The sequence below is a fragment of the Planctomycetaceae bacterium genome, assembly GCA_041398785.1.
Lineage (GTDB): Bacteria > Planctomycetota > Planctomycetia > Planctomycetales > Planctomycetaceae > JAWKUA01.
This window is the reverse complement of sequence record JAWKUA010000014.1, coordinates 122989-148790: the sequence shown is the minus strand read 5'-3', so window position 1 is coordinate 148790 and position 25802 is coordinate 122989. Positions and strand designations below refer to the sequence as shown.

18 protein-coding genes and 1 tRNA gene are annotated in these 25802 nt (G+C 59.2%); 8 read left to right on the top strand and 11 right to left on the bottom strand.

Annotated elements, in window-relative coordinates; translation table 11 throughout:
- Positions 1-859: 859 nt before the first annotated feature.
- The 3 genes from R3C19_17085 to glgP form a co-directional block, all read right to left on the bottom strand.
- A complete protein-coding gene (locus R3C19_17085; protein ID MEZ6062057.1) occupies positions 860-1918 on the bottom strand; it encodes a hypothetical protein in 1059 nt (352 codons plus the stop codon).
- Between the two features lie 491 nt (positions 1919-2409).
- Positions 2410-3408 carry a DUF1573 domain-containing protein gene (locus R3C19_17080; GenBank protein ID MEZ6062056.1) on the bottom strand — a complete coding sequence of 333 codons (999 nt, stop codon included), beginning with the start codon at positions 3406-3408 and terminating at the stop codon, positions 2410-2412.
- 158 nt (positions 3409-3566) lie between these two features.
- Positions 3567-5807 carry an alpha-glucan family phosphorylase gene (glgP, locus tag R3C19_17075; GenBank protein MEZ6062055.1) on the bottom strand — a complete coding sequence of 747 codons (2241 nt, stop codon included), beginning with the start codon at positions 5805-5807 and terminating at the stop codon, positions 3567-3569.
- Positions 5808-6262: 455 nt separating this feature from the next.
- On the opposite strand from glgP, the gene R3C19_17070 reads away from it, so the two are divergent.
- The 3 genes from R3C19_17070 to lysA all read left to right on the top strand — a co-directional run bounded on the left by R3C19_17070 (position 6263) and on the right by lysA (position 11656).
- A complete protein-coding gene (locus R3C19_17070; protein ID MEZ6062054.1) occupies positions 6263-6979 on the top strand; it encodes a haloacid dehalogenase-like hydrolase in 717 nt (238 codons plus the stop codon).
- 230 nt (positions 6980-7209) lie between these two features.
- A complete protein-coding gene (gene alaS, locus R3C19_17065; GenBank protein MEZ6062053.1) occupies positions 7210-9912 on the top strand; it encodes an alanine--tRNA ligase in 2703 nt (900 codons plus the stop codon).
- A gap of 487 nt (positions 9913-10399) precedes the next feature.
- Entirely contained in the window at positions 10400-11656 is a 1257-nt protein-coding gene (gene lysA / locus R3C19_17060; protein ID MEZ6062052.1) for a diaminopimelate decarboxylase, read from the top strand.
- 62 nt (positions 11657-11718) lie between these two features.
- Here the strand turns inward: lysA and R3C19_17055 are convergent, their stop codons facing one another.
- The 3 genes from R3C19_17055 to R3C19_17045 all read right to left on the bottom strand — a co-directional run bounded on the left by R3C19_17055 (position 11719) and on the right by R3C19_17045 (position 13437).
- Entirely contained in the window at positions 11719-12384 is a 666-nt protein-coding gene (locus R3C19_17055) for a methyltransferase domain-containing protein (GenBank protein MEZ6062051.1), read from the bottom strand.
- A gap of 77 nt (positions 12385-12461) precedes the next feature.
- Positions 12462-12545 (bottom strand) — tRNA-Leu (locus tag R3C19_17050).
- A gap of 103 nt (positions 12546-12648) precedes the next feature.
- Positions 12649-13437, bottom strand: coding sequence for a hypothetical protein (locus R3C19_17045; GenBank protein MEZ6062050.1), 789 nt, complete (start codon positions 13435-13437; stop codon positions 12649-12651).
- Positions 13438-14055: 618 nt separating this feature from the next.
- On the opposite strand from R3C19_17045, the gene R3C19_17040 reads away from it, so the two are divergent.
- Positions 14056-14511 carry a transposase gene (locus R3C19_17040; protein ID MEZ6062049.1) on the top strand — a complete coding sequence of 152 codons (456 nt, stop codon included), beginning with the start codon at positions 14056-14058 and terminating at the stop codon, positions 14509-14511.
- A gap of 1334 nt (positions 14512-15845) precedes the next feature.
- On the opposite strand, the gene R3C19_17035 is transcribed toward R3C19_17040, so the two are convergent.
- Positions 15846-15986, bottom strand: a complete 141-nt coding sequence (locus R3C19_17035) for a hypothetical protein (GenBank protein ID MEZ6062048.1) — start codon at positions 15984-15986, stop codon at positions 15846-15848.
- A 218-nt stretch (positions 15987-16204) separates the two neighbouring features.
- Complete coding sequence (locus R3C19_17030; protein MEZ6062047.1) at positions 16205-17347, bottom strand: hypothetical protein; 1143 nt, start codon at positions 17345-17347, stop codon at positions 16205-16207.
- Between the two features lie 1112 nt (positions 17348-18459).
- Here R3C19_17030 and R3C19_17025 point away from each other — a divergent pair.
- On the top strand, positions 18460-19242 hold the full coding sequence (locus R3C19_17025; GenBank protein ID MEZ6062046.1) for a hypothetical protein: 783 nt from the start codon (positions 18460-18462) through the stop codon (positions 19240-19242).
- 127 nt (positions 19243-19369) lie between these two features.
- Here R3C19_17025 and R3C19_17020 read toward each other — a convergent pair whose 3' ends face one another.
- The 3 genes from R3C19_17020 to R3C19_17010 all read right to left on the bottom strand — a co-directional run bounded on the left by R3C19_17020 (position 19370) and on the right by R3C19_17010 (position 20928).
- The gene (locus tag R3C19_17020; protein MEZ6062045.1) at positions 19370-19561 is read right to left on the bottom strand and encodes a hypothetical protein; all 192 of its coding nucleotides are present in this window, start codon (positions 19559-19561) and stop codon (positions 19370-19372) included.
- 33 nt (positions 19562-19594) lie between these two features.
- Entirely contained in the window at positions 19595-20146 is a 552-nt protein-coding gene (locus tag R3C19_17015; GenBank protein ID MEZ6062044.1) for a protein kinase, read from the bottom strand.
- Between the two features lie 227 nt (positions 20147-20373).
- Positions 20374-20928 (bottom strand): sigma factor, encoded by a 555-nt coding sequence (locus R3C19_17010; GenBank protein ID MEZ6062043.1) that lies wholly within the window; start codon positions 20926-20928, stop codon positions 20374-20376.
- 259 nt (positions 20929-21187) lie between these two features.
- Here R3C19_17010 and R3C19_17005 point away from each other — a divergent pair, with 259 nt between their 5' ends.
- The 3 genes from R3C19_17005 to R3C19_16995 all read left to right on the top strand — a co-directional run bounded on the left by R3C19_17005 (position 21188) and on the right by R3C19_16995 (position 25801).
- A complete protein-coding gene (locus R3C19_17005; protein ID MEZ6062042.1) occupies positions 21188-22657 on the top strand; it encodes a sulfatase in 1470 nt (489 codons plus the stop codon).
- Between the two features lie 73 nt (positions 22658-22730).
- Complete coding sequence (nrdR, locus tag R3C19_17000) at positions 22731-23228, top strand: transcriptional regulator NrdR (GenBank protein MEZ6062041.1); 498 nt, start codon at positions 22731-22733, stop codon at positions 23226-23228.
- Positions 23228-25801 carry a DNA internalization-related competence protein ComEC/Rec2 gene (locus tag R3C19_16995; protein MEZ6062040.1) on the top strand — a complete coding sequence of 858 codons (2574 nt, stop codon included), beginning with the start codon at positions 23228-23230 and terminating at the stop codon, positions 25799-25801. Before nrdR ends, R3C19_16995 begins: the two co-directional genes overlap by 1 nt.
- Position 25802 lies beyond the last annotated feature (1 nt).

Here is a 25802-nt window from a genome sequence, read left to right as displayed (position 1 = left end):
GGAAACAACTTCTGTGTTGCATAACGCCTTCAAGGTTCATTAAGAGCCAGAGCGTCTTCTCCCGTTCATCAAACACGGAATCTATGTCATCCCCCAGCGAAAACTGTCTCTCGGAATGCAACGTGTCTAATACCTGATCTAACACACCGCTTGACTTTCACTCATGTCCTCCACGGCCACCTCCCGTCTTCGACAATATTATGGTGCGATAGCATTTGGAACGATTGTTGGCCATAGTGGCGGCAAATTTCACCACGGAAGGGATCATTCGAATCAGCCGGTAACATCCATACGCTACGGCACCGCCGCCGATGACGCAGGCAGCTCTTTTGCCGGTATTGCGGTCAATGTTTGGCAGAGGGATTCTCCGAGGGCGCAGTTCTCTCAACCGGATGGACATCAACAATTGGCCGCTTGGTTATAACAAATGGAATTACGGGAGTATCACTAGGATCTACTCTTCTTTCATACACCTTCACATGGTTCCAGCCTGCAGATATCGTGTCGATACCTTCTAAAGAGGTCTGACGTGTCGACATCAGGCTTCTTGTACGGATGGAACGGCGGCGACTCGACGGGCCCAACATTTCCAAGACCATACCAATGGTCTTGCCACACTTCTCGCATCAATGCCTCCATTGCGGTCATCAGAGAACAGCAATCAGGAGCGTTTCTATAGATTTCCCGGACCCGGTGCCAATACGGCGTCTTTCCCGGAGGGTATTCGATTCGATGATGTGGCTGGCCACGGCCCCAGACTCCACCAACGGACGTTGTAAACTGGTTGATGAAGTAGCCTACAGACAAGTAGAGATCCTGAAAGACGTTTCCACACTTTGTTTCAAGCAGCTTCGTCAACTCATTGCGAAGCGGAAGCCAATGATGCTGAGCCCGTATGCTGCTCATCATTCGATGTGTCAAAACACCTCCGATCTGATTCGGCAGAAACCACGTCTGCCCGGCGGGATCTACGCGAATTACGCTTCTGTTTGATGCATATTGATAAAGCGACAGCCCATCTTCGTAGACGAGTGGATCTCTCTTGTTCCACGTCCCGACTCCAGGCAGCAGGAACCGGTTTCGACGTGCAAACCGGCGGCAGGTCGGTGACGTTCCCGTCCCAGCGGTAGCTGGCGTAGAGGGTTTCGAAGTCGCTGGCGGAGGAACTCTGCACGGTTCCTGAGCCGTTCAGGAACTCGGTCGCCGGGTACGTAGGCGAAGCGTTCGCTGATCGCGCCGCTCCGGAGGGGAATTCGTGTGAACCGGATTCTACCGCACTCGCACTTCCTCCTCCCTCATTGGTCGGCGTGCTCGCTTGCTTATTCCAGTTGGCGTCCTGCAGAGCGTAGCGTGTCTCGTCCAGAGTACCGTTGCCGTTTGAGTCCCGCTGACGTTCGATCAGATCGTCGATGTACCGCAGGCCCCACACGTACTGCCGGTCGGCCGTGGTGGCGCTGCCGACGCGTTCTTCCACCACCTGCCAGCCGGGCGTGTAGTAGTAGTGCCGTTCCTCGTCCAGCGCACCGCTGACATAGCTGTCTTTGCGAATGCGGTAGCCGCGGGCGTCGTGACGTTTTCCACCACCAGGTCGTTGCCGTTGCGGATCGACACCAGGCGGTTCCAGGCATCGTAGCGAGCCGACAGAATGCCCTGGGCGTGAGCCGCAGAATCCAGTTCGAACACATTCCATTCGGCTTCGGTGAACGCGTTCCACTGAGCCTGGGTCATCGGGTTCCATGCCACCGTGGACGAAGGCACGCTGATGGATGCGGATGCCAATCATGTTGCCGGCGAAGTCATAGGCCGGCGTGGCCCAGGCGGTTCCCGTGGTGTTGTCGATGTCGGTGATTTCGTTGACCGTGTTGGCGTTACGGGTCTGCACCAGATCCCACGTGCCGTTGCCGTCGGTGAGCCACATTGCTGCGGCCTTGTTATCGGGGAGCTGTCCGGGCTTCAGGCGATGCCCCCCAGTATGAGGACTTCCGGTGACGTCAAGCCCCAATGAGCCGGGCGGTGGTCTGCCGACACGTGCTTCGAGCATTTGAGTTTCTGCCGCCAAGTGGGATCAAGTGAATCCGTGCGCATTTCTGTCGACGCCCCAGTCTTTCGGCTGCCCGGCCGGTTGTGCATTTTCCTCCAGCGAAGAGATCGAATTCTCGGGACGTTGTCTCTGGCCGGATCCGAACGGCCGGCTGGGCCTGAAGCGGTTGATGCGCCCGAGTGGAGCATGCTCGGGCATGGTCGACCACAAATCCCCTGAAGTGGGGCTAGCCGCCGAAAAAGACGGACAGATTGAGGCTGGCAGAGAATGGTAGCCCAGCGCGTTCCGGCACTGGTGGAAGGGACTGAAACCGGGTCGCGCGCGTTCACGTGACTGAATCCGGTTTCCGTTCGACGCACTGCCGTTGGTCAATTGATCAAGCCGGTGACTCGGAACTTCAGTGGTTCCGAGCGACCTGCGATCTTGACGACCATTTCTTCGCTGAATTTGCCGGGCTTGTTCGGAGCGTTGAATTCGATCGGAACAACGTGAACCGGACGCGCGTCGTCAGAGATTTCCGCTTTGAAGCAGTCGGCCATACCTTCGCAGTCGACGTCTTCAATGATGAATGGCTGTTTGCCCTTGATAACCACCTGTACGGTCTGAGTCTGTCCGGGGGCGAGTGCCCGAACATTGACGGTTGACGGCGTGACCGTAATGTCGGGAACCACGGTTCCTTCCACCATCAATGGCACGTAGGGGTTAGACTGGTCGTTGGTGACCAGTGTCACCAGATCTCGCAGTTGCCCGGCTCTGGCGTTTTCGCTGAGTGTGACAGTCAGGTCGTAATCGACGCGTCCGGCCGAGCGATTCGTCTGCTTGCGGTCGACCGTCAAGTCATGGTTGCTGATCCTGACATCCACGATTTCCCAGTCGGGGCGTCCTGCGTAGGCGATCTTTACGACGGCCTGTCCGGATTTGCCGTAGTCGACGTTGCCAAACCGGACCATTCCGGGGTCGAACACAACGTCCGTGCGAATGTATGCCGTAATGGGAACTCGCACTTCGCTGAACTGCGGCGCGTCGAACTGAATGATCAGATTCGAGTCCTTCCGCTGCTTGAATTTGCGAGTATTCATCGCCACTTCGACGAATGCAGTTTCACCAGGCTGAACAGTAGTCTGACCCACTGTCGCCGCCGAACACCCGCAGGTTGTCCGAACACTGGAGATATGCACCGTCTGGTTGTAAATGTTCTGGACTTCAACCAGCTTTTTCGCTTCTGAGCCGGTCGCGATGACGCCGAAATCGACTTTGGGCGTCTTGATCATTCCATCAGCCCAGCCGTCAACGGCTCTGGACGCTGATGCGAAGGCACTTAGCGTGATGACTGCAACGGCCCAGCTCGCGATGTTTCTCGTTTTCATGGCTCTAAGCTCCCCGGTTTTCGCTGAATGCCACTCGCAAGAATCGACGAAATCGCACTGTCACGTTAGGCCCGCGAGTCCGATCTGTCAATCGGCACTTTCTTGAGTTCTGATTGCCGGAACAGCACGAATAACCGGTTTTTCCGTCGGAAATTCGGTTACGGCATGGTCACGATGGAACAGCTCAGCCCGCCCGCAGCCGGGACGTAGGTTTGGGCGGCGTAGTCCATCACCATGCGGTCGGCGTTGAATCGCCAGCCCAGCGTCCGCACGGCACGCTTCATCATGGCGATCCATTTCTGCGGAAGATCGTCGGCGTCGCGCTGATAATAGAGAGGGATTACCTGTTTTGTCAGAACTTCGTAAAGCTGTTTTCCGTCTCTTTCATCCTGAACATCCTGATTTGTGTGAGTTCTTCCATTGCCGATGGCGAACCCGTTCTTGCCGTCAAAGGCTTCCGCCCACCAGCCGTCCAGCACGGAACAGTTCAGGCCGCCGTTCAAGACGACTTTCTGGCCGCTTGTGCCGGACGCTTCCAGTGGTCGTCGCGGGTTATTGAGCCAGACATCCACGCCCTGAACCAAGTGCCGTCCCATGGCGATGCTGTAATTTTCAAGCACAAGCACTCGGCCGCGGAACGGAGCTTCGTGAGTCAGCTTGAAGATCCGCTGAAGCAGTTCCTTGCCGCGTTCGTCGGCTGGGTGAGCCTTGCCGGCGAACAGAAACTGCACGGGTCGATCCGTGTCCTGAATCAGCTTCCCCAGAAATTCCAGGTCTTTGAGAATCAGGTCGGCTCGCTTATAGGGAGCGAAACGCCGGGCGAATCCGATTGTCAGCGCCTGCGGATCAAAGACGTTTTCCAGATCAGCGATCACGCGTGCGGGTTCGCCACGCCGTTTGGCCTGCTCAACCGCCTTTTCGCGAGCGTAGACGATGAGCCGGTTCTTGAGCGCCTGGTGCGTTTCCCACAGTTCGCCCGGCGTAACTGTTTCGAAACCGCTCCAGACTTCTGGTTCGCCCGTTCGCCGATACCAGTCGGCGGGGAGCACTCGGTCGTACAGCGCCCGCATTTGGGCGGCCAGCCAGGTGGGAACGTGGACTCCGTTGGTGATGTGCCCGATCGGGATTTCCTCGGCGCTGCGCCACGGCCAGAGTCCGGCCCACATTTCACGACTGACGACGCCGTGCAGGCTGGAAACGCCATTAGCGATGCGGCACATCTTCAGGGCCAGAACGGTCATGCAAAACGACTCGTCGCCGTTCTGCGGATCGACGCGCCCCAGCGCCATGAGTCCGCCGACGTCCAGGCCAAGTGCGTCGCCGAGCGGGCCGACGTGTTCTTCGATCAGTCCCTGATCGAACCGGTCGTGCCCGGCGGCCACCGGCGTGTGGGTTGTAAACACAGCCCGGCTGGCGGTTTCCTGAAGAGCCTTGCTGAACGGCAGCGAGTCTTCGTGCATCCGCGTCCGGATGATTTCCAGCGGAGCGAATGCGGAGTGGCCTTCGTTCATGTGAATGACGTTGGGAACGATTCCCATCGCGTTCAGGGCTCGCACACCGCCGACGCCCAGCAGGAGTTCCTGGCGGATGCGGGTTCTCTGGTCTCCGCCGTACAGGCGGCCGGTCAGCTTGCGGTTTTCGGCAGTGTTTTCCCTGATATCCGTGTCCAGAAGGAACAGATCAACGCGGCCCACGGCAACTCGCAGCACGCGGGCAAAGATCGGCCCCTGCCGCGTGTCGACCGACACGATGATTGGGCCCTTTTCGTTTTCCATCGGAGTCAGCGGAAGTGACTCGATCGGCAGCCGCGGATACTCCTCGTGCTGCCAGCCGGCGGCGTCAATCGTCTGAGCGAAGTAGCCCTCGTTGTAGAACAGCCCCACACCGATCAGGGGAATCCCCAGATCGGACGCGCTTTTCAGGTGATCGCCCGACAGGACTCCCAGGCCACCGGAATAGATCGGCAGCGATTCATGAATGCCGAACTCCGCGCTGAAATACGCGACTGCCGATTGGGCCAGGATGCCGGTATGCGTGGAGCCCCACGTCGATTCGGACCGCGTGTATTCCAGAAACATGCGGTACGCCCAGTGGATTCGCGAGTGCAGCACGGTCTCGCGAGCACGTTCTTCCAGCTTTTCCGGCGTGTATTCCTGCAGCAATTTGACGGGGTTGTGATCGCAGCTCGTAAACAGCTCGGAATCAATCAGGCGAAATAGCTCAACGACTTCCGGATGCCAACTCCACCACAGATTTCCCGAGATTTGCACAAGCTTTTGGTGGATGGAGAGCTGGCCGACCTTGCCAATCATGTCACTTCCTCTGGACCGCGAAGCCGGAACGGCGGTCTGCGGGACCTGCGTTTGAGTCAGGGAAACCGGGTTTGGTGAGTCATTCATTGCTGGCGGAGTATAACGTTCACGTATGGAGCGTCGACCCGGCGTCTCGCGGGCCTCCGAACGAAAAAGCCCGCACGCTCGTCTGAGGTGCGGGCCACTGAACAGATGTTCCCGACAGGTGCTCCGGACGTGCCGAAATCGATCGGCAGTCCGTACAGACTCTATCGTGAAAGCTTCACGTGTTTTCGCTTTAGCCGTCGTGCCTTGGCACTTGCCGGTCGCCTGCCGTGATTAGCCTTATGCAGTTTTCTTTGTGTCTTTGCCATGTTCCGAACCTTGATCCTGGTGTCCGCCGATCGTCATGTTCACTGCGGCGATCGGCATCGCATCGGGTGCGAATTAGTTGTGGGGCACGAAGAATATCGGCGGTTCACGGCTGCGGAAAGGCCGGAGGCTGTCAGAATTCGATTCGCCGCGACTTTTTTATCCACGACATTCTCACGTTTTTTGACGGCATGACGAACACGACAATGAACCCAAAGTACATCCTGTTTGATATCGACGGAACGCTGCTCAATACGGGCGGAGCCGGGCAACGGGCGATGGAACGAGCGCTCGTTGAGGAATTCTGCGTCGATTTTCCATTTGAGGGAATTCTGACAGCGGGACGCACGGACCGAGGCATCGTCAGCGAGATCTTTGCTCGCTACGGAATCGAAGATACCGAAACGGAGCGAGAGCGGTTTCGATCTGCTTATCTGAACCGGCTTCCGGAATGCCTGCGTGAGCAATCGGGGTTGCTGCTGCCGGGAGTCGTGTCTCTGCTGGAACGACTGGCCGAATTCGAACATGTCACCCTGAGTCTGCTGACAGGCAACTACGCGCAGGGCGCCGCCGTGAAGCTCCGTCACTTCGATCTCGATCGCTTCTTCCGGCGGAACGGCCACAGTCCGGGAGGATACGGCGATCAGCACGCAGACCGCGACGATGTCGCACGCATGGCCGTCGCGGCGCTGGCGAAAGCCGCCGGTCGAACGGTGGACGGATCAGAAGCCTGCGTGATCGGTGACACGCCGGCCGACATCCGCTGTGCTCGTGCCGTCGGTGCGCGAATCATCGCGGTTGCAACCGGCAGGTACTCACGTCAGGAACTTGCGGCACATGACCCTGACGAACTGCTGGACGACCTCAGCGACACGGAACTCGTCGCTCGCTGCATCCTGGACGCCTGACGGTTCGATCCGCAGACGTGCGAGACTCCTCGCAGGGAAAAGCCGTACGCAATCCGGGATCGGACTCCCCCGCTCCGTTCGGCGGGAAATGGCGGGGACGGCTTGCGGGCACACCGCGCCAGCCTCACGGCGCTGCATCGCTCGATTCTCCTGCTTCTCACTCCACGGGCGTCTGCTATCGTTCCGCATTCCATGACCATTTGAACCTCCGACGACCCGGCTCCGGTGCCATGAAAACTAACGAACTTCGCGAAAAATACCTTTCGTTCTTTGAAGGCAAGGGCTGCCTGCGACGCCCCAGTGACGTCCTGGTGCCGCGTGACGACCCGACCGTGCTGTTTACACCGGCCGGCATGAATCAGTTCAAGAACGAGTTCATGGGAATCGGCAAGCTGGAGTTCACCAAAGCCACCACGTGCCAGAAGTGCCTGCGAACCGGCGACATCAGCAATGTGGGTGTGACCGCCTATCATCACACGTTTTTTGAAATGCTGGGGAATTTTTCCTTCGGCGACTACTTCAAGAAGGAAGCCATTCACTGGGCCTGGGAATTCCTGACCGACAAACGGTGGCTGGGGCTGGATAAGGATCGGCTGACAGTCAGCGTGTATCAGGGAGCCCACGGCTTTGATGAAGAGGCTTTGAACATCTGGAAGGACGAAGTCGGCGTGCCGGCCGACCGCATTGCCTGCCTGGAGGAAGACGAGAACTTCTGGCCGGCGAGTGCCCCGAGTGCCGGTCCTGACGGAGTCTGCGGACCGTGCAGCGAGATTTTCTACCATCCACCCGGCATCGACGGTGACGTCGAAATCTGGAACCTGGTGTTTACGCAGTTCAATCGAGTCGGAGATCCGCCGGACAATCTGCGTCCCTTGCCCTCGAAAAACATCGATACCGGAATGGGACTCGAACGCACGGCCGCAGTGCTTCAGGGAGTCCTCAGCAACTTCGAAAACGACGTACTGAAGCCGCTGTGCCGTGCATCAGCGGATGTTGTCGGCATTCGGTACGAGTTCAGTTCTCCACAGGGACGTGCCATTCGCCGCATTGCCGATCACATTCGCGCGGTGACATTCTGCGTTCACGAAGGAGTCATTCCGGACAAGGAGAAGCAGAATTATGTCGTCCGCCAGTTGCTGCGCCGCGCGTTGCTGGAAGGCTATCTGCTGGGCAAACGCGATCCGTTCCTGTTTCAGATCGTTCCCGCGGTTGTTGACGTCATGGGCGACGCGTACCCGGAACTGGCCAGCACCGTTGACAGCGTTCAGAACACGGTCCGTGAGGAAGAATCGCAGTTTCTGGGAACAATCGACCGCGGCCTGAGCCGCTTTGATTCACTGGCCTCCTCTGCCAGGTCGGCAAAGGGAATCATCAGCGGGGACGATGCTTTCACGCTGCACACGGAAGATGGATTCCTGATCGAACTTACGGAAGCGATTGCCCACGATCGCGGTCTGAAGATCGATCGTGCCCGCTTCAATGAACGCATGACGGAACACGAAGGCATCAGCCGCGGCGGCCGTACAATCAGCGTGATGGCCGCCGGACCGCTGGATCTGATTCGCAAGCAACACGGTGACACCGAATTCCTCGGCTACGAAACTCTGACCGCCGAAGCCCGCGTGGTCGGCCTGATCGTCGACAAGAAGTCTGTCGACGCCGTGCCGGAAGGCTACTCCGGCCCCGTGGGTGTGGTTCTCGACCGAACTCCGTTTTACGGCGAATCCGGCGGCCAGATCGGCGACACGGGCTGGCTGCAAAAGCCGCCCATCAGCGAACTCGACAGGCATTTCTATGATCGCGACCGGGAGCCGAAGCATCATACCGGCGGGCCGGAAACCGAACTTGAGGTCACGGACACTCAGAAACACAACCAGACACTGTTCGTCCACGAAGCTCGCCTGCGAAAAGGGTCGATTTCGGTCGGCGATATGGTGACCGCCTCCGTTGACACGGATCGCCGCGCAGGGATTCGGCGAGCCCATTCCGCCACGCACATCCTGCATCATGCTCTGCACAAGACGATCGGCGACAAGGCCACGCAGCGGGGATCACGGGTCGAAGAAGATGCCCTGCGGTTTGACTTTGCCCACAAGCAGGCGTTGTCACGTGAGGAAGTCCGCCAGGTTGAAGACATCATCAACGCTCAAATCGCCAGCGGAGCCACCGTCAACACGGAAGTCCTGCCGATCGACGAGGCCCGAAAACGGGGAGCCATGGCGCTGTTCGGGGAGAAATACCCGGACAACGTGCGCGTCGTCACGATGGGTGACTTCAGCGTTGAACTCTGCGGAGGAACTCACCTGACCAACACCGGCCAGGTTGGTTTATGCCGAGTGACTTCGGAAGAACCCGTCGCCAAGGGAGTTCGCCGCATCACGGCTCTGACCGGCCCCAGGGCTCTGCAGAAAAGCCGCGAATCCGACGAACTGATTTCCCAGCTTCAAAGACAACTGAAAGCCAATCAACCTGCCGACCTTCCGGTTCGCGTGGATGCTTTGCAGTCACAACTGAAAGACCTGAGCCGGCAGATCGCCGAACTGACATCGGCTTCCGTTTCAGACGCCATCGGAGACCTCGTCGCCAAAGCCCAGGAAGTGAAAGGCGTCAGCCTGATCGCGGAAAAGCTGCACAACGTCTCCCGCGAAAGTCTGCGAGATTTCGTCGACCAACTGCGCGACAAACACAGTCCGGTGGCCGTCATCCTCGGAGCTGAGATCGACGGCAAGGTGGCCCTGATTGCTGCCGTGAGTAAGCCGCTTATCAAAGACAAGGGCCTTAACGCCGGCAATGTCGTGAAAGCCGCCGCGCAGGCCGCCGGCGGAGGAGGTGGTGGCCGACCGGACATGGCTGAAGCCGGAGCCAGACTTGTCGACAAGCTCGACGACGCGATCAGGGCCGGTGCCGAAGTGTTCCGCAGCCAACTTGGCTAAACCGATCGCGGGTTCGAACGAGGCCGAAATCCGTCCGGCACAACCCGACGAGGCTTTCACGCGGCTGCAACGTCCGGCCGATTGCGGTTGGCACGGTCCCGGAACCGGAAAGATCACTCGATTGCACGACGGTGTCGGGTTCGCGGGGACGTCGGGTTGAGACCGGTTGCATTCCAGCGATCCGCCCACGACACTCCGGCCGCTCCGACCGCGTTCCTGGGCGTGCCGCAGATGAGAATCGACCCGCCAGCCGCAGGGCGCTAGTGCCTTGTCCATCGTGTTTTGATGTGTGCCACTGGCTGTGCCAGTGAGTTCAATGTTGCAGAGCACTGGCACAGCCAGTGGCACACGACCCATCGATTTATACCTGACAAAACACCAGCCCCGGTTCTTTGTGAACACAACCGCCGCTGGCACCGTGCGGCTCGCGGGCAGTTAACAACTCCTCTGCCGCTCGCCTTGGCCTCACTTTTCATCGCAGACTTTCATGACGAATCCCAGGCTCCTGCCCTTTGACGAAGCGGCGGTTCGCAAAATCGCCGACGTGTTTCCGACTCCCTTCTATCTCTACGACGAACGCGGGATTCGAGAAACCTGTCGCCGACTGCATGGCGCGTTTCAGTGGGTTGACGGATTTCGAAACTTCTTCGCGGTAAAGGCGACCCCCAATCCACACATCCTGCAGATCGCGAAGGAAGAAGGCCTCGGCGCGGACTGTTCCAGCAAGGCGGAACTGATTCTCAGCAGCAAAATCGGGCTGTCGGGCGAAGACATCATGTTCACGTCCAACAACACGTCGGCGGCGGAGTACCAGGCCGCTCGCGAACTGGGAGCGATCCTGAATCTCGACGACATCACGCACATCGATTTTGTCGACGAAACCGTGGGGCTGCCCGAACTGGTCAGCTTCCGCTTCAATCCCGGTCCCGCTCGAACCGGCAACGTGATCATCGGCCGTCCCGAAGAAGCGAAGTACGGTTTCACGGAGCGGCAATTATTCGAAGGCTATACCGTCCTGAAGCAGCGCGGCGTTAAGCGTTTCGGGCTGCACACGATGGTGGCGTCCAATGAACTGGACGGCAGCTTCTTCGTCGAAACCGCTCGCATGCTTTTCGATCTGTCGCTGCGAATTCAGCGCGATGTCGGCGTTCGCATCGAATTCGTAAATCTCGGCGGCGGCATCGGAATTCCCTACAAGCCGGACGACACACCCGTGGATCTGGAATGGCTCGGCGCACAGATTCAGGGCCTTTATGCACAGATGATTGCCGGTACCGATCTTGACCCGCTGCGGGTCGTGATGGAAAACGGCCGCATGATCACGGGGCCGCACGGATACCTGATCACGAAAGCCGTACACGAAAAGCACATCTATCGCGATTACGTCGGCGTCGATGCGTGCATGGCCAATCTGATGCGCCCGGGCATGTATGGCGCCTATCACCACATCACCGTGCTGGGCAAGGAAGACGCGCCGCATCACCGAACGGTCGACGTCGTCGGTTCGCTTTGCGAAAACAACGACAAGTTTGCCATCAATCGAGCGTTGCCGGATATTGAACGCGGCGACCTGCTGGTGATTCACGACGCCGGGGCTCACGGACACGCCATGGGCTTTCAGTACAACGGCAAGCTGCGCAGTGCCGAACTGCTGCTTCGCGAAAACGGCGACGTGAAGCTGATTCGCCGCGCGGAAACGTTTGACGATCTGTTCGCGACGCTGGACTTCACGTCGATCGGCTGAACACCGGATGGACACAGCGACGGTGGCTCGCGACAGACATGCAGCCACCGGCGGCTCATCCGTCAGAGCCGAGTGCCCCGGGTTTCCTCCAGCCGCAGATGCTGAACCCATGCCGGCGGCACATTGATCCAGATACTGTCACGCCGAATGCGACAGCGATCGCAGTGGCGCTGCATGATCTCATCAATTCCGGAAATGCGAGTTCTCTCGTTCCCGCGACTCACAACTTTGCGGACCGGCCGGACGAACATGTATTCGAAGTAGCTCAGCACTCCGCCGGGCTTCAACAGCCGGAAATAGGATTCCGTCAGCGTTTGCACCAAACTCACCGGAAAATTGTTCAGCGGCAATCCGGAAATCACAAAGTCATAGGGATGTTCGGCAGCGAAGTCCTGAAGCGGCAGCGTGTGAACTTTCGCCAGCTTCGAAACGCTGTTCCACACCGGATCGTCCAGAAACCGCTGTTCCAGAATGTCGACGAAAGCGTCATTGAGTTCGACCAGGTCAAATACGTCGCCGTGTCGCAGATGCTTCACGATTTCCGAAGTCACCGCTCCCGTTCCCGGCCCGATCTCCAGCACTCGAACCGGGTCCGTGCCCCGCTGACGCAGGTACCGCGTCATGGACTTCGCCAGAAATCGGCTGCTGGGCGCGACAGCTCCCGTGGTTTCGAACTGCTGCCGGAACTGTCGAAAGAAGGCAGCCTGATCGCGAAGTTTCTTCAGCATTGTCGTCGTAGCGCGGAGACAACGAAGATGCCCGGCATCGGAACGTCGATGCCGGGCACCTCGGGGAAGCGAACGAATGCGAGAGGGGGGAGTCGAACCCCCACGCCGTTACCGGCACAGGATCCTAAATCCAGCGCGTCTGCCAATTCCGCCACTCTCGCAGGCTGCGGTTCTTACGCCTTACCCGCGTTCGCTGCAAGTGTGGGTACCGGAAGTGGCGGAAACTGACAAGCAGGTCTGTAACGCCCCGAATACCCGCGCTGGCTACCGCTGTTCCAGCCAGACCCATTTCTCCGGGTGCTTATCGGGCTCGATGGCGTCGATCGCCATGATGATCTTGTTACCCATCAGCACGGCACGCATCTGGCGCGGTCGGTTCTTTCCCTGAATCTGATTCGTGGTTTTTGCTTCGATGACATTGCCCTGAATCGTTCCTCGGATGTCCTGAATCGGATGCCCCTGACGGTGCGGATCGATGTGAATCCGGCCCTCAAGAATGTTTCCTTCGATCTTTCCGAGGTTCAAATGAAACAGCGTGGATGTCTTCCCGTTCGTCAGTGTCCCGCGCCATTTGGTTCCGTCCAGCAGCCGGTCCGTCCCGAGCTTCTCCTTTTCATAGTCGCGTTTGCGGTCGCCGTACTTTTTGGCGGCCTCGTAGTCTTCGTCGTCCAGGCACTTGCTGATCAGCCTGTCGAAGGCTGCACCGACGGATACATAGGCCGAGCTGATCCGGCTTGCGTAATCGATCCCCGCCAGAAGCATGTCGTTGTTCTCCGGCCATTCACCGGTCTTGTCGAAGTGTTCCTTCTGCTTCGTCAGGATGGCAATCAGGCTGGCCTTCGTCGCGGCGTCCAGGTCCGGAGCTCGCCTGACCGCGGCGATCTGAAAATCGAAGGCTTTAAGTGCCTTATCTTTTTCGGACTTCAGCTTTTTCTCGAACACGACGACCTTCTTTTCGACGGCTTTCTCCAGATCGTCAATCGACTGATCACGCCCGACCACGATCGACGTGCCTGCCAACAGCAGAACAACAGTCAGTGGCAGTATTCGCATGGCAAGAACTCCTCGAAAAGGCGGGCCAGTATGCGGAACCGCCCGAGATTCGACACTCGAATTCCGGTCGCACCGGCCTCTGAGAACTCAAGACGACACCGGTGGCGTGATGAACCACGGAAATCTCCGCGTTTCAGTCAGTCCCAACGGGACGCTCGTTCCTCCAGCCTGGCACAACGTGCCAGGCAACGGCCCGGACCGTGACGGAGTCCCAACGGGACGGCAGTTCATATTGCGATTCCGAAACCACGCCACCACGCCGATCATCGCGGCCCGATCCCCAATCGGCGGAATCACAAACGCATTGCCTTGTGGAAACTTGCGGGCAAACCACGCGTTTCCCCCACGCCGGATGATGGACGACCGCGATGCCGGTGATCGTTCTCGAACGGCCGTCCCGTTGGGACTCTCCGTGTTCTCCGCCGCATACCTGGGGCGATGCCCCAGGCTGGAGGAACGGCTGGCCCGTTGGGCCGGAATCGCGCATCGTGCCAGAATGGATCGGTGGCGTTCGAAATCACCTGCACGCCAGCGTTCAAGTGCGTACCGTCAAACTGCTACGCTGAACGCAACTTGCGATCCCGTCCGACACCGAATCACCTGCAGGAAAGGTCCACGATGCCTCAGTCATTGTCACAGGTCTGGCTGCATGTCGTGTTTAGCACGAAGGGCCGTCGGCCATTTCTTCAAGCGCCCGATTTCCGTCAAGAGATGTTCGGGATGCTCGGACATCATGTCAACCAGACCGGATGCACCGCCTTGCGAGTCGGCGGCTGGATCGATCACGTCCACATCGTCTGTGGACTGTCACGAACGGCCACGATTGCCGACCTCGTCCAGCAGGCCAAAATCGAGACATCGAAATGGGCAAAGTCGGCTCCATTGTGTTCGCAAGCATTCACGTGGCAGGCGGGCTACGGAGCGTTCTCCGTCAGCCAGTCCAATCTCGAACAAACCGTCGCGTACGTTCAGAATCAGGAATATCACCATCGCACGCGTTCCTACCAGGACGAATTTCGCGAGCTGTGCCACCGACATCAGATCCAGATCGACGAACGATACGTCTGGGATTGAAACACGGTGCGGCCCGGTCCCATCGTCGTGCGATTCAGCCCCAACGGGACGACCATTCATCCAGCCTGGCACAACGTGCCAGGTAACGGCCCACGCCGCGACGGAGTCCCAACGGGACGGCAGTTCGTTTTGCGATTCGGCGACCAGGCAAACGGATGCGAAACCGTACCCGATCGATGGAATCACACGCATTGCGCCGTGTGATCTCGTGAAACGACGGCGGGTTGATTCGCCGCACAACGCTGTGCAACCGCGATGCGTGGGATCGTTTTGAACGGCCGGCCCGTTGGGACTTTGGTTGTTGGTGGCCGCATTCCTGGGGCATCGCCCCTGGAAACAAACACCAACGCGACGGAGTCCCAACGGGGCGACAGTTCGTTTGCGGTTCCGAAACCACGCCACCGATCCGATCATCGTGGACCCGCAACCGATTGATCGAATCACACGCCGACGCGTAGCGCCATGCAATCGCGCGAATCGACCGCGCGTTTATTCGACCCGCAACGATGTTCGAACGCGATGGGTGTCAACGATTCGAACGACCGTCCCGTTGGGACTCTGTGTTTTGTGCCGCATACCGGGGCGATGCCCCGGCTGGATGAAGGCTGGCCCGTTGGGCCGGTCGCATTGCGATCGGCCCGGAATCGTAATCTACGCGTCATGTTCGGTCACGCGGGCGGTTCAGTCCCAACGGGACGACCATTCATCAGCCTGGCACAACGTGCCGGGTATCGGTCGCCCGGCGACGGAAGTCCCAGCAGGACGGCCGTTCATTCGTGATTCGACAAATCGGATGCCGGTATCCATCAATGGAATCACGAACGCATCGTCCTTGCAACCGGCAGTGGATGGGTCGCGTCATGGTTCGACGCGGGTTCGAACGGCCGTCCCGTTGGGACTCTCCGTGTCCTCGGCTGCATTCTCGGGGCGATGCCCCGAGCTGGATGAACGGCTGGCCCGTTGGGCCGAAATCGCATTGCGGCTCGGCCTGAACGCTATGCCCGCGTTCAAGTGTGACCCCGACCTGCGATTCAGTCCCAGCGGGACGACCATCCGCCCAGCCTGGCGCAACGTGCCAGGGACCTGCATTCTGGGGCGATGCCGAGCTGGATGAACGGCTGGCCCCGTTGCCGAAATCGCGGCTCCGGCTGAACGCTACGCCCGCGTTCAAGTGTGACCCCGACCTGCGATTCAGTCCCAGCGGGACGACCATCCGCCAGCACAACGTGCGAGAACCAGTCCGCCCCGCGACGGAGTCCCAACGGGACGGCCATTCGACGCCGCGTTTGGCCCCCGCACGACGTGTCGGCGTACCTCGGATGCCACGGATTCGGTTATCGGTCGCCGTACCACGTCACCGGGTGCGTGGCTTCGAGATCGAAATCCGGCCAGTTCTCCTCAATCCATGCGGCCGCATCATGTACCGAATGAAACACCCGCGGAGGCTGGACGTCGTTATTAGTTGTCGTGAGCACGGAGTCGCTGTCATCGTCGACTGCGTCCGCCTAGCAGGAGGCTGCCATCGTGAAATAACAGTTCTTCAAGCCTGCGGAGGAAGTAATCGCGGCGGGCCGCAACAACCCGGGTGGCACAAGAAGACTGCCAACGCTCTTGCATCGTCCGATTCTGCAATCGGCCGCTGAAACGGCTCCCAGTACTCGTAGCCGACTCGTCCTCAAACAGCCAAGACTGCTTAGCATTCAGATTCACTAGTCGTTGAAGAATAAACTTGTACGGTCGTGGCATGACCCGCTGAATCCTGCGGGCCTGAGAGCTGAAGCAGCGCCACCAGTTCGTAGAACGGGTATTCGAATTCATAGTATCGTTCAAGCTCTGGTAGGAGTACCTCAAGCGTCTTCTGCCTTTGCAACGGCGTCAGTTGCGGAGCCACCCCTATAAGCCTTTCCCTCGCGTGAAATCTGAAGTTGCTGTCATTTGTCGAGTTCATTGTTGCAATAAACGTATCGGCGGCACGGGCAAATTGAGGCTGCGATATGTGCGATTGGATCGCAACGAGCATTGCGCCCGCAGCATCAACCTGCCAACTGTGTTCCGCCTTCGCGGTCATGTTTATCGCGGCGTCCCCGGCCCAAGTAATCTGATCCTGACCGACACTCGGCACCAGTGCAGCTAATGCGGCAGCCAGCTCATCTCGTGAATGCCAGTCGTCCTCCGACTCACGCAATCGGTCGATCACTGCGTCCCAAGCGCTGGTGACTTGTTCCGAGGAGAGTCTCGGAGCCAGTGCGATGATTGCATTGCAGCTGGCCTCTAGCTCAAGGCGATCCTTCGACTGCTTCAATGTAGTAGTGCACGCCATTGCAATGTCGTCAACTTGCTGTGCAGTTAGAGTCATTGCGAGGGCTACTGTGATCTCGGCACCTGCAGCGACCGCAAATGGGTCACTTGGCTTCAGGAGTAGTTTCTCAGCGATGTCCGCAGATCGATCGACTTGGTCTGGCTCGAGGTTTGGTGCGAGCGCGGCCATGACCCGAATTGCCGCATCAAGGCAGTCGGTTCCGTGCATCCCTTCGAGTACACCATGCGATTCACGTTCCACGAATGCCACAATCAAGATGCACAAGTGTGAGTTCGCGTCCTCGGCAAGCTGGGGCGCGATCTCAGCGAGGAGGTCTGCGACAGCGTTTGTGACTGCGAAGTCGTCGGATGTTGTCAGAATCTGCATTAGCTCCTCGACTGCCGGTATCACTCGGGAATATGTAATGCTCGGAACGAGCGCGCCGAGGAATTTCGCGGCCCACTCAGGTGACCCGTTGTCGACACGCTCCCTGAGCCTGATCATTTGCGTTTCCCAGGCATTGTTCACTGCGTCCACGGGAAGGCGCTTAGCGAGGACAGGAGTTGCTTCTCGGACAGCACCGAGAGTGACAGAGTCGGTGCTGCCCCCGGAACTGGCAATCAGTATGCTCCACGCGCGACACGTAGCTTTGGTCTAGACGTTGAGCAAGTTCCCGCACATTTCTGGATATCCATGGAAATTCTCGCCCAAAGCTGCAATCACGTTACCGCCGCACGATGCCAATCATTGTTCAAGCAAATGTCGCGCGTTTGGAGGTCAATGCGATCCCGTTTTCTGTGAGCTTTTAGTCTGGTTCGTGATGTCTTCAAGTTCGTTCCACATCCAGCTTTGGGAAAACGACGTTGACCGGTCGCAGAATCGTTTCAGGATGCCTTGGGGCGCTGCGTCCGGCGTGTCGCCGAACTTCAGTCCACTTGTCGCGAATCTAGTACCGTTTGCCCCGGTCTGATCCTCACCATGGAACAGACCGGCGTGTCGACCCAATGTGTCGTTTGGCTGACTTCCCATCAAAACCACGGTTTTCGCCGCCTTCCGCCTCGAAATTGCTTCGATAATCGCCGTCGTCCTTCTTCCTCTTCCACCTGTCGTGCATGTCCCAGGTTCCCATCTTCGTCCGATACTTTCGGCGAATTGATAACGCGCATCGGTTCGATTGTAAGATGCGTCCTCAATCGCCGATGTTCTCGGACGACCCAGATGATTTAGGGCTGCTGATCAATCGCCATTGCTCGTAAAACACTGATATAAATACATCGCTATAGCTCCATCCGTGGAAATCACGAGTACCGGGCACCCCAATCATTTAAACAGTCTCAGTCTGCTCAAGGACGGCGATCAGCGTGTCGCATGCCAAATTGACATTCGATTGATCGAGTCGTGGCGCGTGCCATCAGCGGGCGCTGCCGATTCGGTGAATCGCCGTTGGTTGCCTGCTTTAGCACGTCAATCAGTCGTCGGACACGGTCGAACCTCCGGGAGGAAAGCGACATGGTCCTTTCGGCCAAGAATCCTGCGAACTCAATGAAGTCTGGACGTGGTTCTTCGGTGTTTTCTGGAACTGCAAGCGGTGCTCTCCGCGAGAGCCGGCAAATCGTCCGCGCGCTCCAGCAGCCAGCACGCGGCGATACGTGGGTCGGCATTTTGTCGAGTTGTTTGGCGGTCAGGAACTCCAGAGCTCTCGCTCGGCGGGTGCGGCTGAGCGTGACGCAAGCCTGCATCGCTCGTTCGGCTCGGCGGGCGACTCGGAGGGCTGTGGCGGGGTCTTCGAAGGCTTGTTCGAGAACTCGCAGTTTCAGGCGCGGGTCTGCCATCTGAGACCAGTCGACGAAGCTCTTCAGTTCGGCCTGGCTCGGTTCGTCGCCGAAGCCAATGGGACGCAGCAGGCCGGCGATGAGTTCTCGTTCGGTCTGCTCTCGCTGAGCGGCTTCGGCTGCGAGAGCCTGGTCTTTGGCGTCTCGTTCTTCCGTGACGCGTTGCAGAGCGTCGACGGCTTTGTCTTCCGAAGCAACAGCCGCGTCTTCGGCTTGTTTGGCTCGAAACAATCCCCACGTCGTGCCGATGATGCCGGCGATCAGGACGCAGAGGACAGTCGTGGCTGCGATGGCCTGGGTGCGGTGTTTTCTGAGGAATTTCTGCAGGCGATACGACCTGCTGGGAGGTCTTGCTTCGACGGGTTCGTCGTGCAGGTAGTTTTCACGTCTCCGGGCGAAGTCGCTGGCGGTGCCGTAGCGGCGGGAGCGGTCTTTTTCCAGAGCCTTCAGGACGATCCAGTCGAGTTCACCCGCAAGCAACTGCGTGAGTTGCCGTGGTTCGATGCTGCGTTGAGCGGCGATGCCGGGCAGCGTTGCGTTACCGCTCAGGCGTGTGCTGGGGCGGACGGCTTCCTTTGGATCAGACGGATGATTTCCTGATACGCGGCGTGGTCGAGCCGCGCTTCAGCGGCGTTGTTCCCGTCAGCAGTTCGTACAGGACGACCCCAGAGAATAGATATCGGTCCGCGTATCGACGTCCAGGTTGTTGACTTCGGCCTGTTCGAGCTCATGTACAGCGGCGTGCCACCATCTGGCCGTGGCTGGTGAACAGGGTCTTTTCCGTCAGCGGCTGATGCAGAGCCTTGGCCAGGCCGAAGTCGATGACTTTGGGAACCGGCTTGCCGTCGTAGAGACAGATCAGAATGTTGGACGCTTTCGCGGTGGACGATTCCCTTGTGATGAGCACTCTGAACGGCACGGCACACCGGTACGAACAGTTCCAAACGTTCGGTCAGCGACAGTCGCCTTTGTCGCAGTACTGAGTGAAGGGGACTCCCTTGACGTACTCCATCACGAAGAACGGCCGGCCCTGTTCGGTGACTCCGCCGTCCAGAATTCGGGCGATGTTGGGATGATCCATCAGAGCCAGCGCCTGCCGTTCGGCTTCAAAGCGAGCGATGACCTGCTTGGAATCCATGCCGGCCTTGATCAGCTTCACGGCGACTCGCCGCTTGACGGGTTCCTGCTGTTCGGCAACCCAGACGGTTCCCATGCCGCCGTCCGCGATGAATTCCAGCAGCTTGTAGCGTCCGGCGATGACGGTGCCCGTCAGGCGGCGGATTTCGGCGTCGTCGCGGGGTTCGCCGGGTTGCTGCTGGCGGACCGTGGCGGCGTTGAAACGGTCTTCGTTCTCGAAGTGGCGTCTCAGGCCGGCTGCGTAGTCCGGATGAGCCGCGATGAAGGCTTCCCGGTCGGCGTCCGGATTCTGTTCGACCATTTCCATCCATTTGGCGATGAGTTCGTCGAGTTCGTCGTTCGATTGCGGGTCCGGTGCGTCGGTCATGGCGGAGTCCCAATGCGTTGCGGGTGTGTTGGGCGGACTGAATCGAGATGTCGGAGGGGCGAAGCCAGAGAGCGTCAGTGTAGTACGAATGAGGCGAGCTGAGTCCCAGCGGGACGACCATTCATCCAGCCTGGCACAACGTGCGAGGTAACGGGCCACCACGTGCGAAAGAGTCCCAAGGGGACGGCCGTTCGTGCGGCGATTCCGAAACCACACCACCGCGCCGATTATCGCGGGCCGGCAATCGATGGCATCACAATCGCGTTGCCCGATGCGCCACGGACCGTCCGGCCGTGGTCCGACGCGGGATGATGAACGAATGTGATGCGGGCGGCCATTTTGAATGGCCGTCCCGTTGGGACTCTGTGTTTTGTGTGCCGCATACCTGGGGCGATGCCCCAGGCTGGAGGAACGGCTGGCCCGTTGGGCCGAAATCTCGCAGCGGCCAGCCATGCGTCGAGACCCGCCGCGGACTGGTCGATGCCTGCGGCGATTGAGCGTTCCCGGTCGACATCGCGGCGGTTTCGATGATGGAATTTAAAGGCATCGACGAGTTCGTTGGTGAGGATTGTTCGCAGCCACGCTTTCAGAGATTTCGGATCCGGTTGTTTCAGATCACCGACGGCAGCGTCGGCCTTCAGCATGACGTGCTGCACGATGTCGGAAGCGTCGACGCGGCCTCGAAGTTCCGGAGCCAGGTGCAATTCCGCAAGGACTTGAAGATAAGTGCGGTACTGTTCCAGGTCCGGTCGGTGGTTCGATGGCGGGTGTGGCTGATTCATCGCAGGTGGTGCGTCGAAGGTTGTTACCGGGCTGCTTCGTGCCGATGATGTGCCCTGGTATCATACTGGCCGCGGAGACATTCGATGTTGTTCGGTCGGCTTTTGATCGCGCGACGGCTGACTTTCCGAACACTCGCTGCCATTCAAAGACGACGTGGTACGGCAAACGAACCACGCGTTTTTGAAATTTTTTGTTCCCTCCACCGCCACCAATCGGGCCGGCGCGGTGCCCGATCACGCATGACGACGCGAGGTTCCCATGAGACAGACGATTCCGTACCTGGTTGCCATGTCCGTGATGTTTGCGGCGGCGCTTGCCGGCGGGGCTGAGCCGTCGACGCGGACGAATTTTGTCTTCTTCCTTGTCGATGATCTCGGCTGGGCGGACCTGGGCTGCTTCGGAAGCACCTTCCACGAGACTCCGAATATTGATGCTCTGGCGGCAACCGGAATGAGATTCACGGATGCGTATGCCGCGTGTCCGGTGTGTTCTCCGACTCGCGCCAGCATCATGACGGGACGGCACCCGGTGCGCGTTGACATTACCGACTGGATTCCGGGGTCCACGGCGGATCGTGCCTACAACCCGCGGTTTCAGCAGATCGATGATCGCGATTCGCTGGCTTTGGAAGAAGTCACGATCGCGGAAGTTCTGAAGCAGAATGGGTATCAGACATTCTTCGCCGGGAAGTGGCATCTTGGCGGCGAAGGGTCGCTTCCCACGGATCAGGGATTCGATGTCAACATCGGAGGTTTCCATGTCGGATCGCCGCCAGGAGGTTATTACGCTCCGTGGAAGAACCCGTATCTGCAGGCCGCTCACGACGGTGAGTACCTGACGGAACGACTGACGGAAGAATCAATCCGGTTTCTGAAAGACCGCGACGTTCAGCAGCCGTTTCTGCTGTACCTGTCATACTACAACGTGCATTCTCCGATTCAGCCTTATCGCAAGCGACTGCCGCAGTTTCAGGATCGGGCGAAGGAGCAGTTCTCGGAACCGGCTGAACCGATTCGCGAATGGCGCGGGATGTCACGAAGTCGCCAGGACAACGCTGACTATGCTTCGATGGTGGCGGCCGTCGATGACAGTGTGGGATCCGTGCTGGCGACTCTGAACGAACTGAAACTCGCCAATAACACGGCTGTCATCTTTTTCTCTGACAACGGAGGATTGTGTACGCTGGCTCGCGAAGGCCCGACCTGCAACCTGCCTCTGCGGTCCGGCAAGGGCTGGCTGTACGAAGGCGGAATTCGCGAACCGACCATCATTCGAGCTCCCGGCGTCACAACTGCCGGAAGCACCTGCGATCAGCCGGTCATCAGCACGGATTTCTTCCCGACGATTCTGGAACTGGCCGGCCTGCCGCTGCAGCCGGAACTCCACGTCGACGGCACAAGTCTGCTGCCACTGCTAAAAGGCGAACGGGAAATTGAGCATGCTCCGCTGTATTGGCACTACCCGCATTACCACGGGTCCACGTGGACTCCCGGCGCCGCGATGCGCGACGGTGACTGGAAACTGATCGAACTGTACGAATTCGACCGGGCGGAACTCTACAACCTGCGCGGCGACGTGGGTGAGCGGAACGACCTGAGCGAATCGCATCCCGAAAAGCTGTCCGAGCTTCGTGGCAGACTTCAGCAGTGGCAGTCGCAGATGCAGGCCCGCATGCCGCAGCCGAATCCATCTTACGACGCTGACGCTCCGTTCCTGCCGCCTCGATAGACTGTCCATCCGATTAAGCCGCCTGCTATGATCCGGCCGCCGGGGCTGACTGCGGCGAGAAGACAGAGCCGGAATGCCCGCCGACTTCGGAGTCCTGCCGGACATGCGATGTCCCTATTGCCAACACGACGAAACCAAAGTCATCGATTCGAGAAACAGCCAGGATTTCTCAATTCGTCGACGTCGCGAATGTCTGAAGTGCGAACGCCGCTTCACGACCTACGAACGGATCGAAGAATCTCCCGTCAAAGTCATCAAGAAGGACGGCAGCCGGGTTCCGTTTGATCGCAGCCGGATCCGCGCGGGAATTGAAAAGGCGTGCTTCAAGCGTCCGGTCAGCAACGAGCAGATCGATCAGCTTGTCGGGGCCGTGGAAGCGTCCGTCTATGAAGATGGTGTTCGCGAAGTTCCGTCCCGCCAGATCGGAGAAATGGTCTTCAACGCGCTGCGTGATCTGGACAAGGTCGCCTTTGTCCGGTTCGCATCGGTGTATCGCGAATTTCAGGATGTGAACGACTTCGTTGAGGAGCTGCAGCCCATGCTGGAAAAACGCCCGCGCCGACGCAATTGATGACTTTGCAGCCCGACTCCCAGATTTCCACCGCCGAGACGGGCGCAGCCGACACGGTCGACGCGGACGCCGGCATCGCGAACACGGATCTTGCGAACACGGGCACCGACGCCATTCCGGCGAGTGCTGCGGTTGCCATCGCGTTCGTTCTTGGGATTGTCGCTGCCGAACGGTTCGCGGTGTCCGGGAATGCTGTGCTGATTGCTGCTGCGATCGTGATTGCGGCAGCGATGTATTCCATGAAGCGTGCCTGGCCGCGGGTGGCTTCCATCGCCGTCCTGTTGCTGATGCTGTTGGCCGGTGCGATGAGATGGAACGTGTCGGCCGTCGAATCCGATCGTCAGCCGCTGCGAGACCTGTGTCAAAACGGGTCGGTCACGGTCCGACTTACGGCGCGGATATCGTCTGTTCCTGTGGTTCATCTGCGGCCGGCATCGCTGCTGTCGCCGCGGATCTATGGTTCCGACGAACAGACTCGGTTTTTGGTCGACGTCCTGAGCATCGCGACGATGGACGGCGATGTTTCCGTATCCGGCCGCTGCCGGGTCTACGTAGATGGAAATGCGGCGGCGGGCCTGACGTGCGACGACATTATCCGGCTGACGGGAACTCTGGACTGGCCGGTTGATCCAGGTAATCCCGGAGAATTCAACTTTCCCGAATACCTGCGTCGTCAGGACACGGCGGGGCTGATCTACATCGATCACGCGCAGGCGATCGAGGTTCTCCACGCCGCAGGCCGCACGTCATCCGGGTATTGGCTGACGCTGCTGCGGCACCAGGCGCAGTCGATTCTGCAGCGGCAACTGACGGGCGAATCTCGCAGCGTGGCGATGGCACTGCTGCTGGGCGATCGCAACGAACTGACCAGCGACGTGGAGACTGCATTCATCTCCAGCGGAGCCATGCACCTGCTGGCGATTTCCGGACTTCATGTTGGAATCCTGTGCCTGTTTCTGATGCGAACGCTGCACCTGCTGCTCGTGCCGTGGAACAAAGCACTCCTCGTCACCGCGGTCATCTGTGTGCTGTATGCGCTGGTGACCGACCTGCGACCGTCAGTGGTTCGTGCTACGGTGTTCTTTCTGCTGTTTGTCACCGGACAACTTGCCTGTCGCGAAGTCTCGACGACGTCACTGCTGAGCCTGACGGCAATCGTCATGTTACTGTGGCAGCCGCAACTGGTGTTCGACACGGGAGCGTGGCTGTCGTTTCTCTCCGTCGCGGCGCTCGGTTGGGTGTCCAGCCGGAATGCCGACGACGATACCGATCGGGAAGCTCCGCCGGACGCATTGACTTTGCGTGACCGGCTGCGCGATGTCGGTCGAGTCATCGCGAAGCGGCTGGTGTTGCGATACCGGCAGATGCTGTGCATTCTGGCGCTGACGACTCCACTCGTCGCGTCGGAATTCCATGTCGTCTCACCCGTCGGACTGCTGATCAATGTGCTGCTGATTCCGTTTACAGCGGTCGCTCTGGTTCTGGGCTTCACGCTGTTGCTGACCGGGTTTCTGCTGCCGATTGCCGCGCCGCTGCCGGGAGTCTTGTTTTCCGGGGCTCTGCAGATTCTGCTGGCCGTTGTACACGCCACAGCCCGGTGGAACGTCGGACATGTGTACATCGCCGATCTTCCGCCGTGGTTCGTTCCAGCGTTTTACGTCTTGCTGGTGACGGCTGTTGTGTCTTGGCGTCCGCTGGTCCGGCAGGCATCGATCATTGCCGTGCTGAGCCTTGTGATTGCTGCATTCGCGATTAATGGTCAGCTGCCACAGGCGTCGGACGTGCGCTGCACCGTGCTGGACGTGGGACACGGCAGCGCCGCGGTTGTGGAATCCGGCGACGGTCGCGTGCTGCTGATTGATGCCGGCGCCATGAACCGCGGTGACCGCGCCGCCGACGTTGTCTGCCGATTTCTGTGGCATCGCGGCTATCGTCGACTGGACGGAATCCTGATCTCGCACGCCGACATGGATCACTTCAACGCGCTGGAAGGAATCGTGCATCGCATGCCGGTCGGTCAGTTGCTGCTCGCGCAGGACTTTCTGCACAACGACTCGCCCGCCGCGGCCGCCGTACTGCAGGTTGCCGACAGTCGCCGCGTCCCGGTTCGTGTTGCCGTCACGGAAGACACGTGTCGTTTCGGCTCAGCGACACTGACACTGTTTCAGGCGGACCTGTCCGCACTGCCGCCGGATATCGAGGACAACGAAAAGAGTCTGCTGGTCCTGCTGAAGTCTGCCGGCCGAACGATCTGCTTTCCAGGCGATCTGGAAGGCGACGCGTTGAACGAACTGCTGCCGCGGATGGGTGATGTCGACGTGCTGATCAGTCCGCACCACGGTTCAAAGACCGCCAACACGACGGACCTGGCAAACGCCGTCAATCCTGACCACGTCATCGTCAGCGCCCGCGATTCGCAGGCAAGCGATTACCTGCACAAGGTCTACGCTGCGTCACAGTCGATCCTGTTCACCAGCGACGCGGGAGCCGTCACAGTGGTGATCCGCGAGGACGGGAACCTGAGCGTGGACGGCTATCGGGATCGTCGTCTGGTCCAGAACGCCAAAGAATGAG

Bases quoted from the DNA above. Each gene is read 5' to 3' on its own strand.
- R3C19_17085 (MEZ6062057.1), bottom strand. From the start codon at position 1,918: ATGTGGCTCACCGACGGCAACGGCACGTGGGATCTGGTGCAGACCCGT.
- R3C19_17070 (MEZ6062054.1), top strand. From the start codon at position 6,263: ATGACGAACACGACAATGAACCCAAAGTACATCCTGTTTGATATCGAC.
- R3C19_17015 (MEZ6062044.1), bottom strand. From the start codon at position 20,146: ATGACCGACGCACCGGACCCGCAATCGAACGACGAACTCGACGAACTC.
- R3C19_16995 (MEZ6062040.1), top strand. From the start codon at position 23,228: ATGACTTTGCAGCCCGACTCCCAGATTTCCACCGCCGAGACGGGCGCA.
- R3C19_17010 (MEZ6062043.1), bottom strand. From the start codon at position 20,928: ATGAATCAGCCACACCCGCCATCGAACCACCGACCGGACCTGGAACAG.
- R3C19_17080 (MEZ6062056.1), bottom strand. From the start codon at position 3,408: ATGAAAACGAGAAACATCGCGAGCTGGGCCGTTGCAGTCATCACGCTA.
- glgP (MEZ6062055.1), bottom strand. From the start codon at position 5,807: ATGAATGACTCACCAAACCCGGTTTCCCTGACTCAAACGCAGGTCCCG.
- R3C19_17040 (MEZ6062049.1), top strand. From the start codon at position 14,056: ATGCCTCAGTCATTGTCACAGGTCTGGCTGCATGTCGTGTTTAGCACG.
- R3C19_17005 (MEZ6062042.1), top strand. From the start codon at position 21,188: ATGAGACAGACGATTCCGTACCTGGTTGCCATGTCCGTGATGTTTGCG.
- R3C19_17045 (MEZ6062050.1), bottom strand. From the start codon at position 13,437: ATGCGAATACTGCCACTGACTGTTGTTCTGCTGTTGGCAGGCACGTCG.
- lysA (MEZ6062052.1), top strand. From the start codon at position 10,400: ATGACGAATCCCAGGCTCCTGCCCTTTGACGAAGCGGCGGTTCGCAAA.
- R3C19_17055 (MEZ6062051.1), bottom strand. From the start codon at position 12,384: ATGCTGAAGAAACTTCGCGATCAGGCTGCCTTCTTTCGACAGTTCCGG.
- alaS (MEZ6062053.1), top strand. From the start codon at position 7,210: ATGAAAACTAACGAACTTCGCGAAAAATACCTTTCGTTCTTTGAAGGC.
- nrdR (MEZ6062041.1), top strand. From the start codon at position 22,731: ATGCCCGCCGACTTCGGAGTCCTGCCGGACATGCGATGTCCCTATTGC.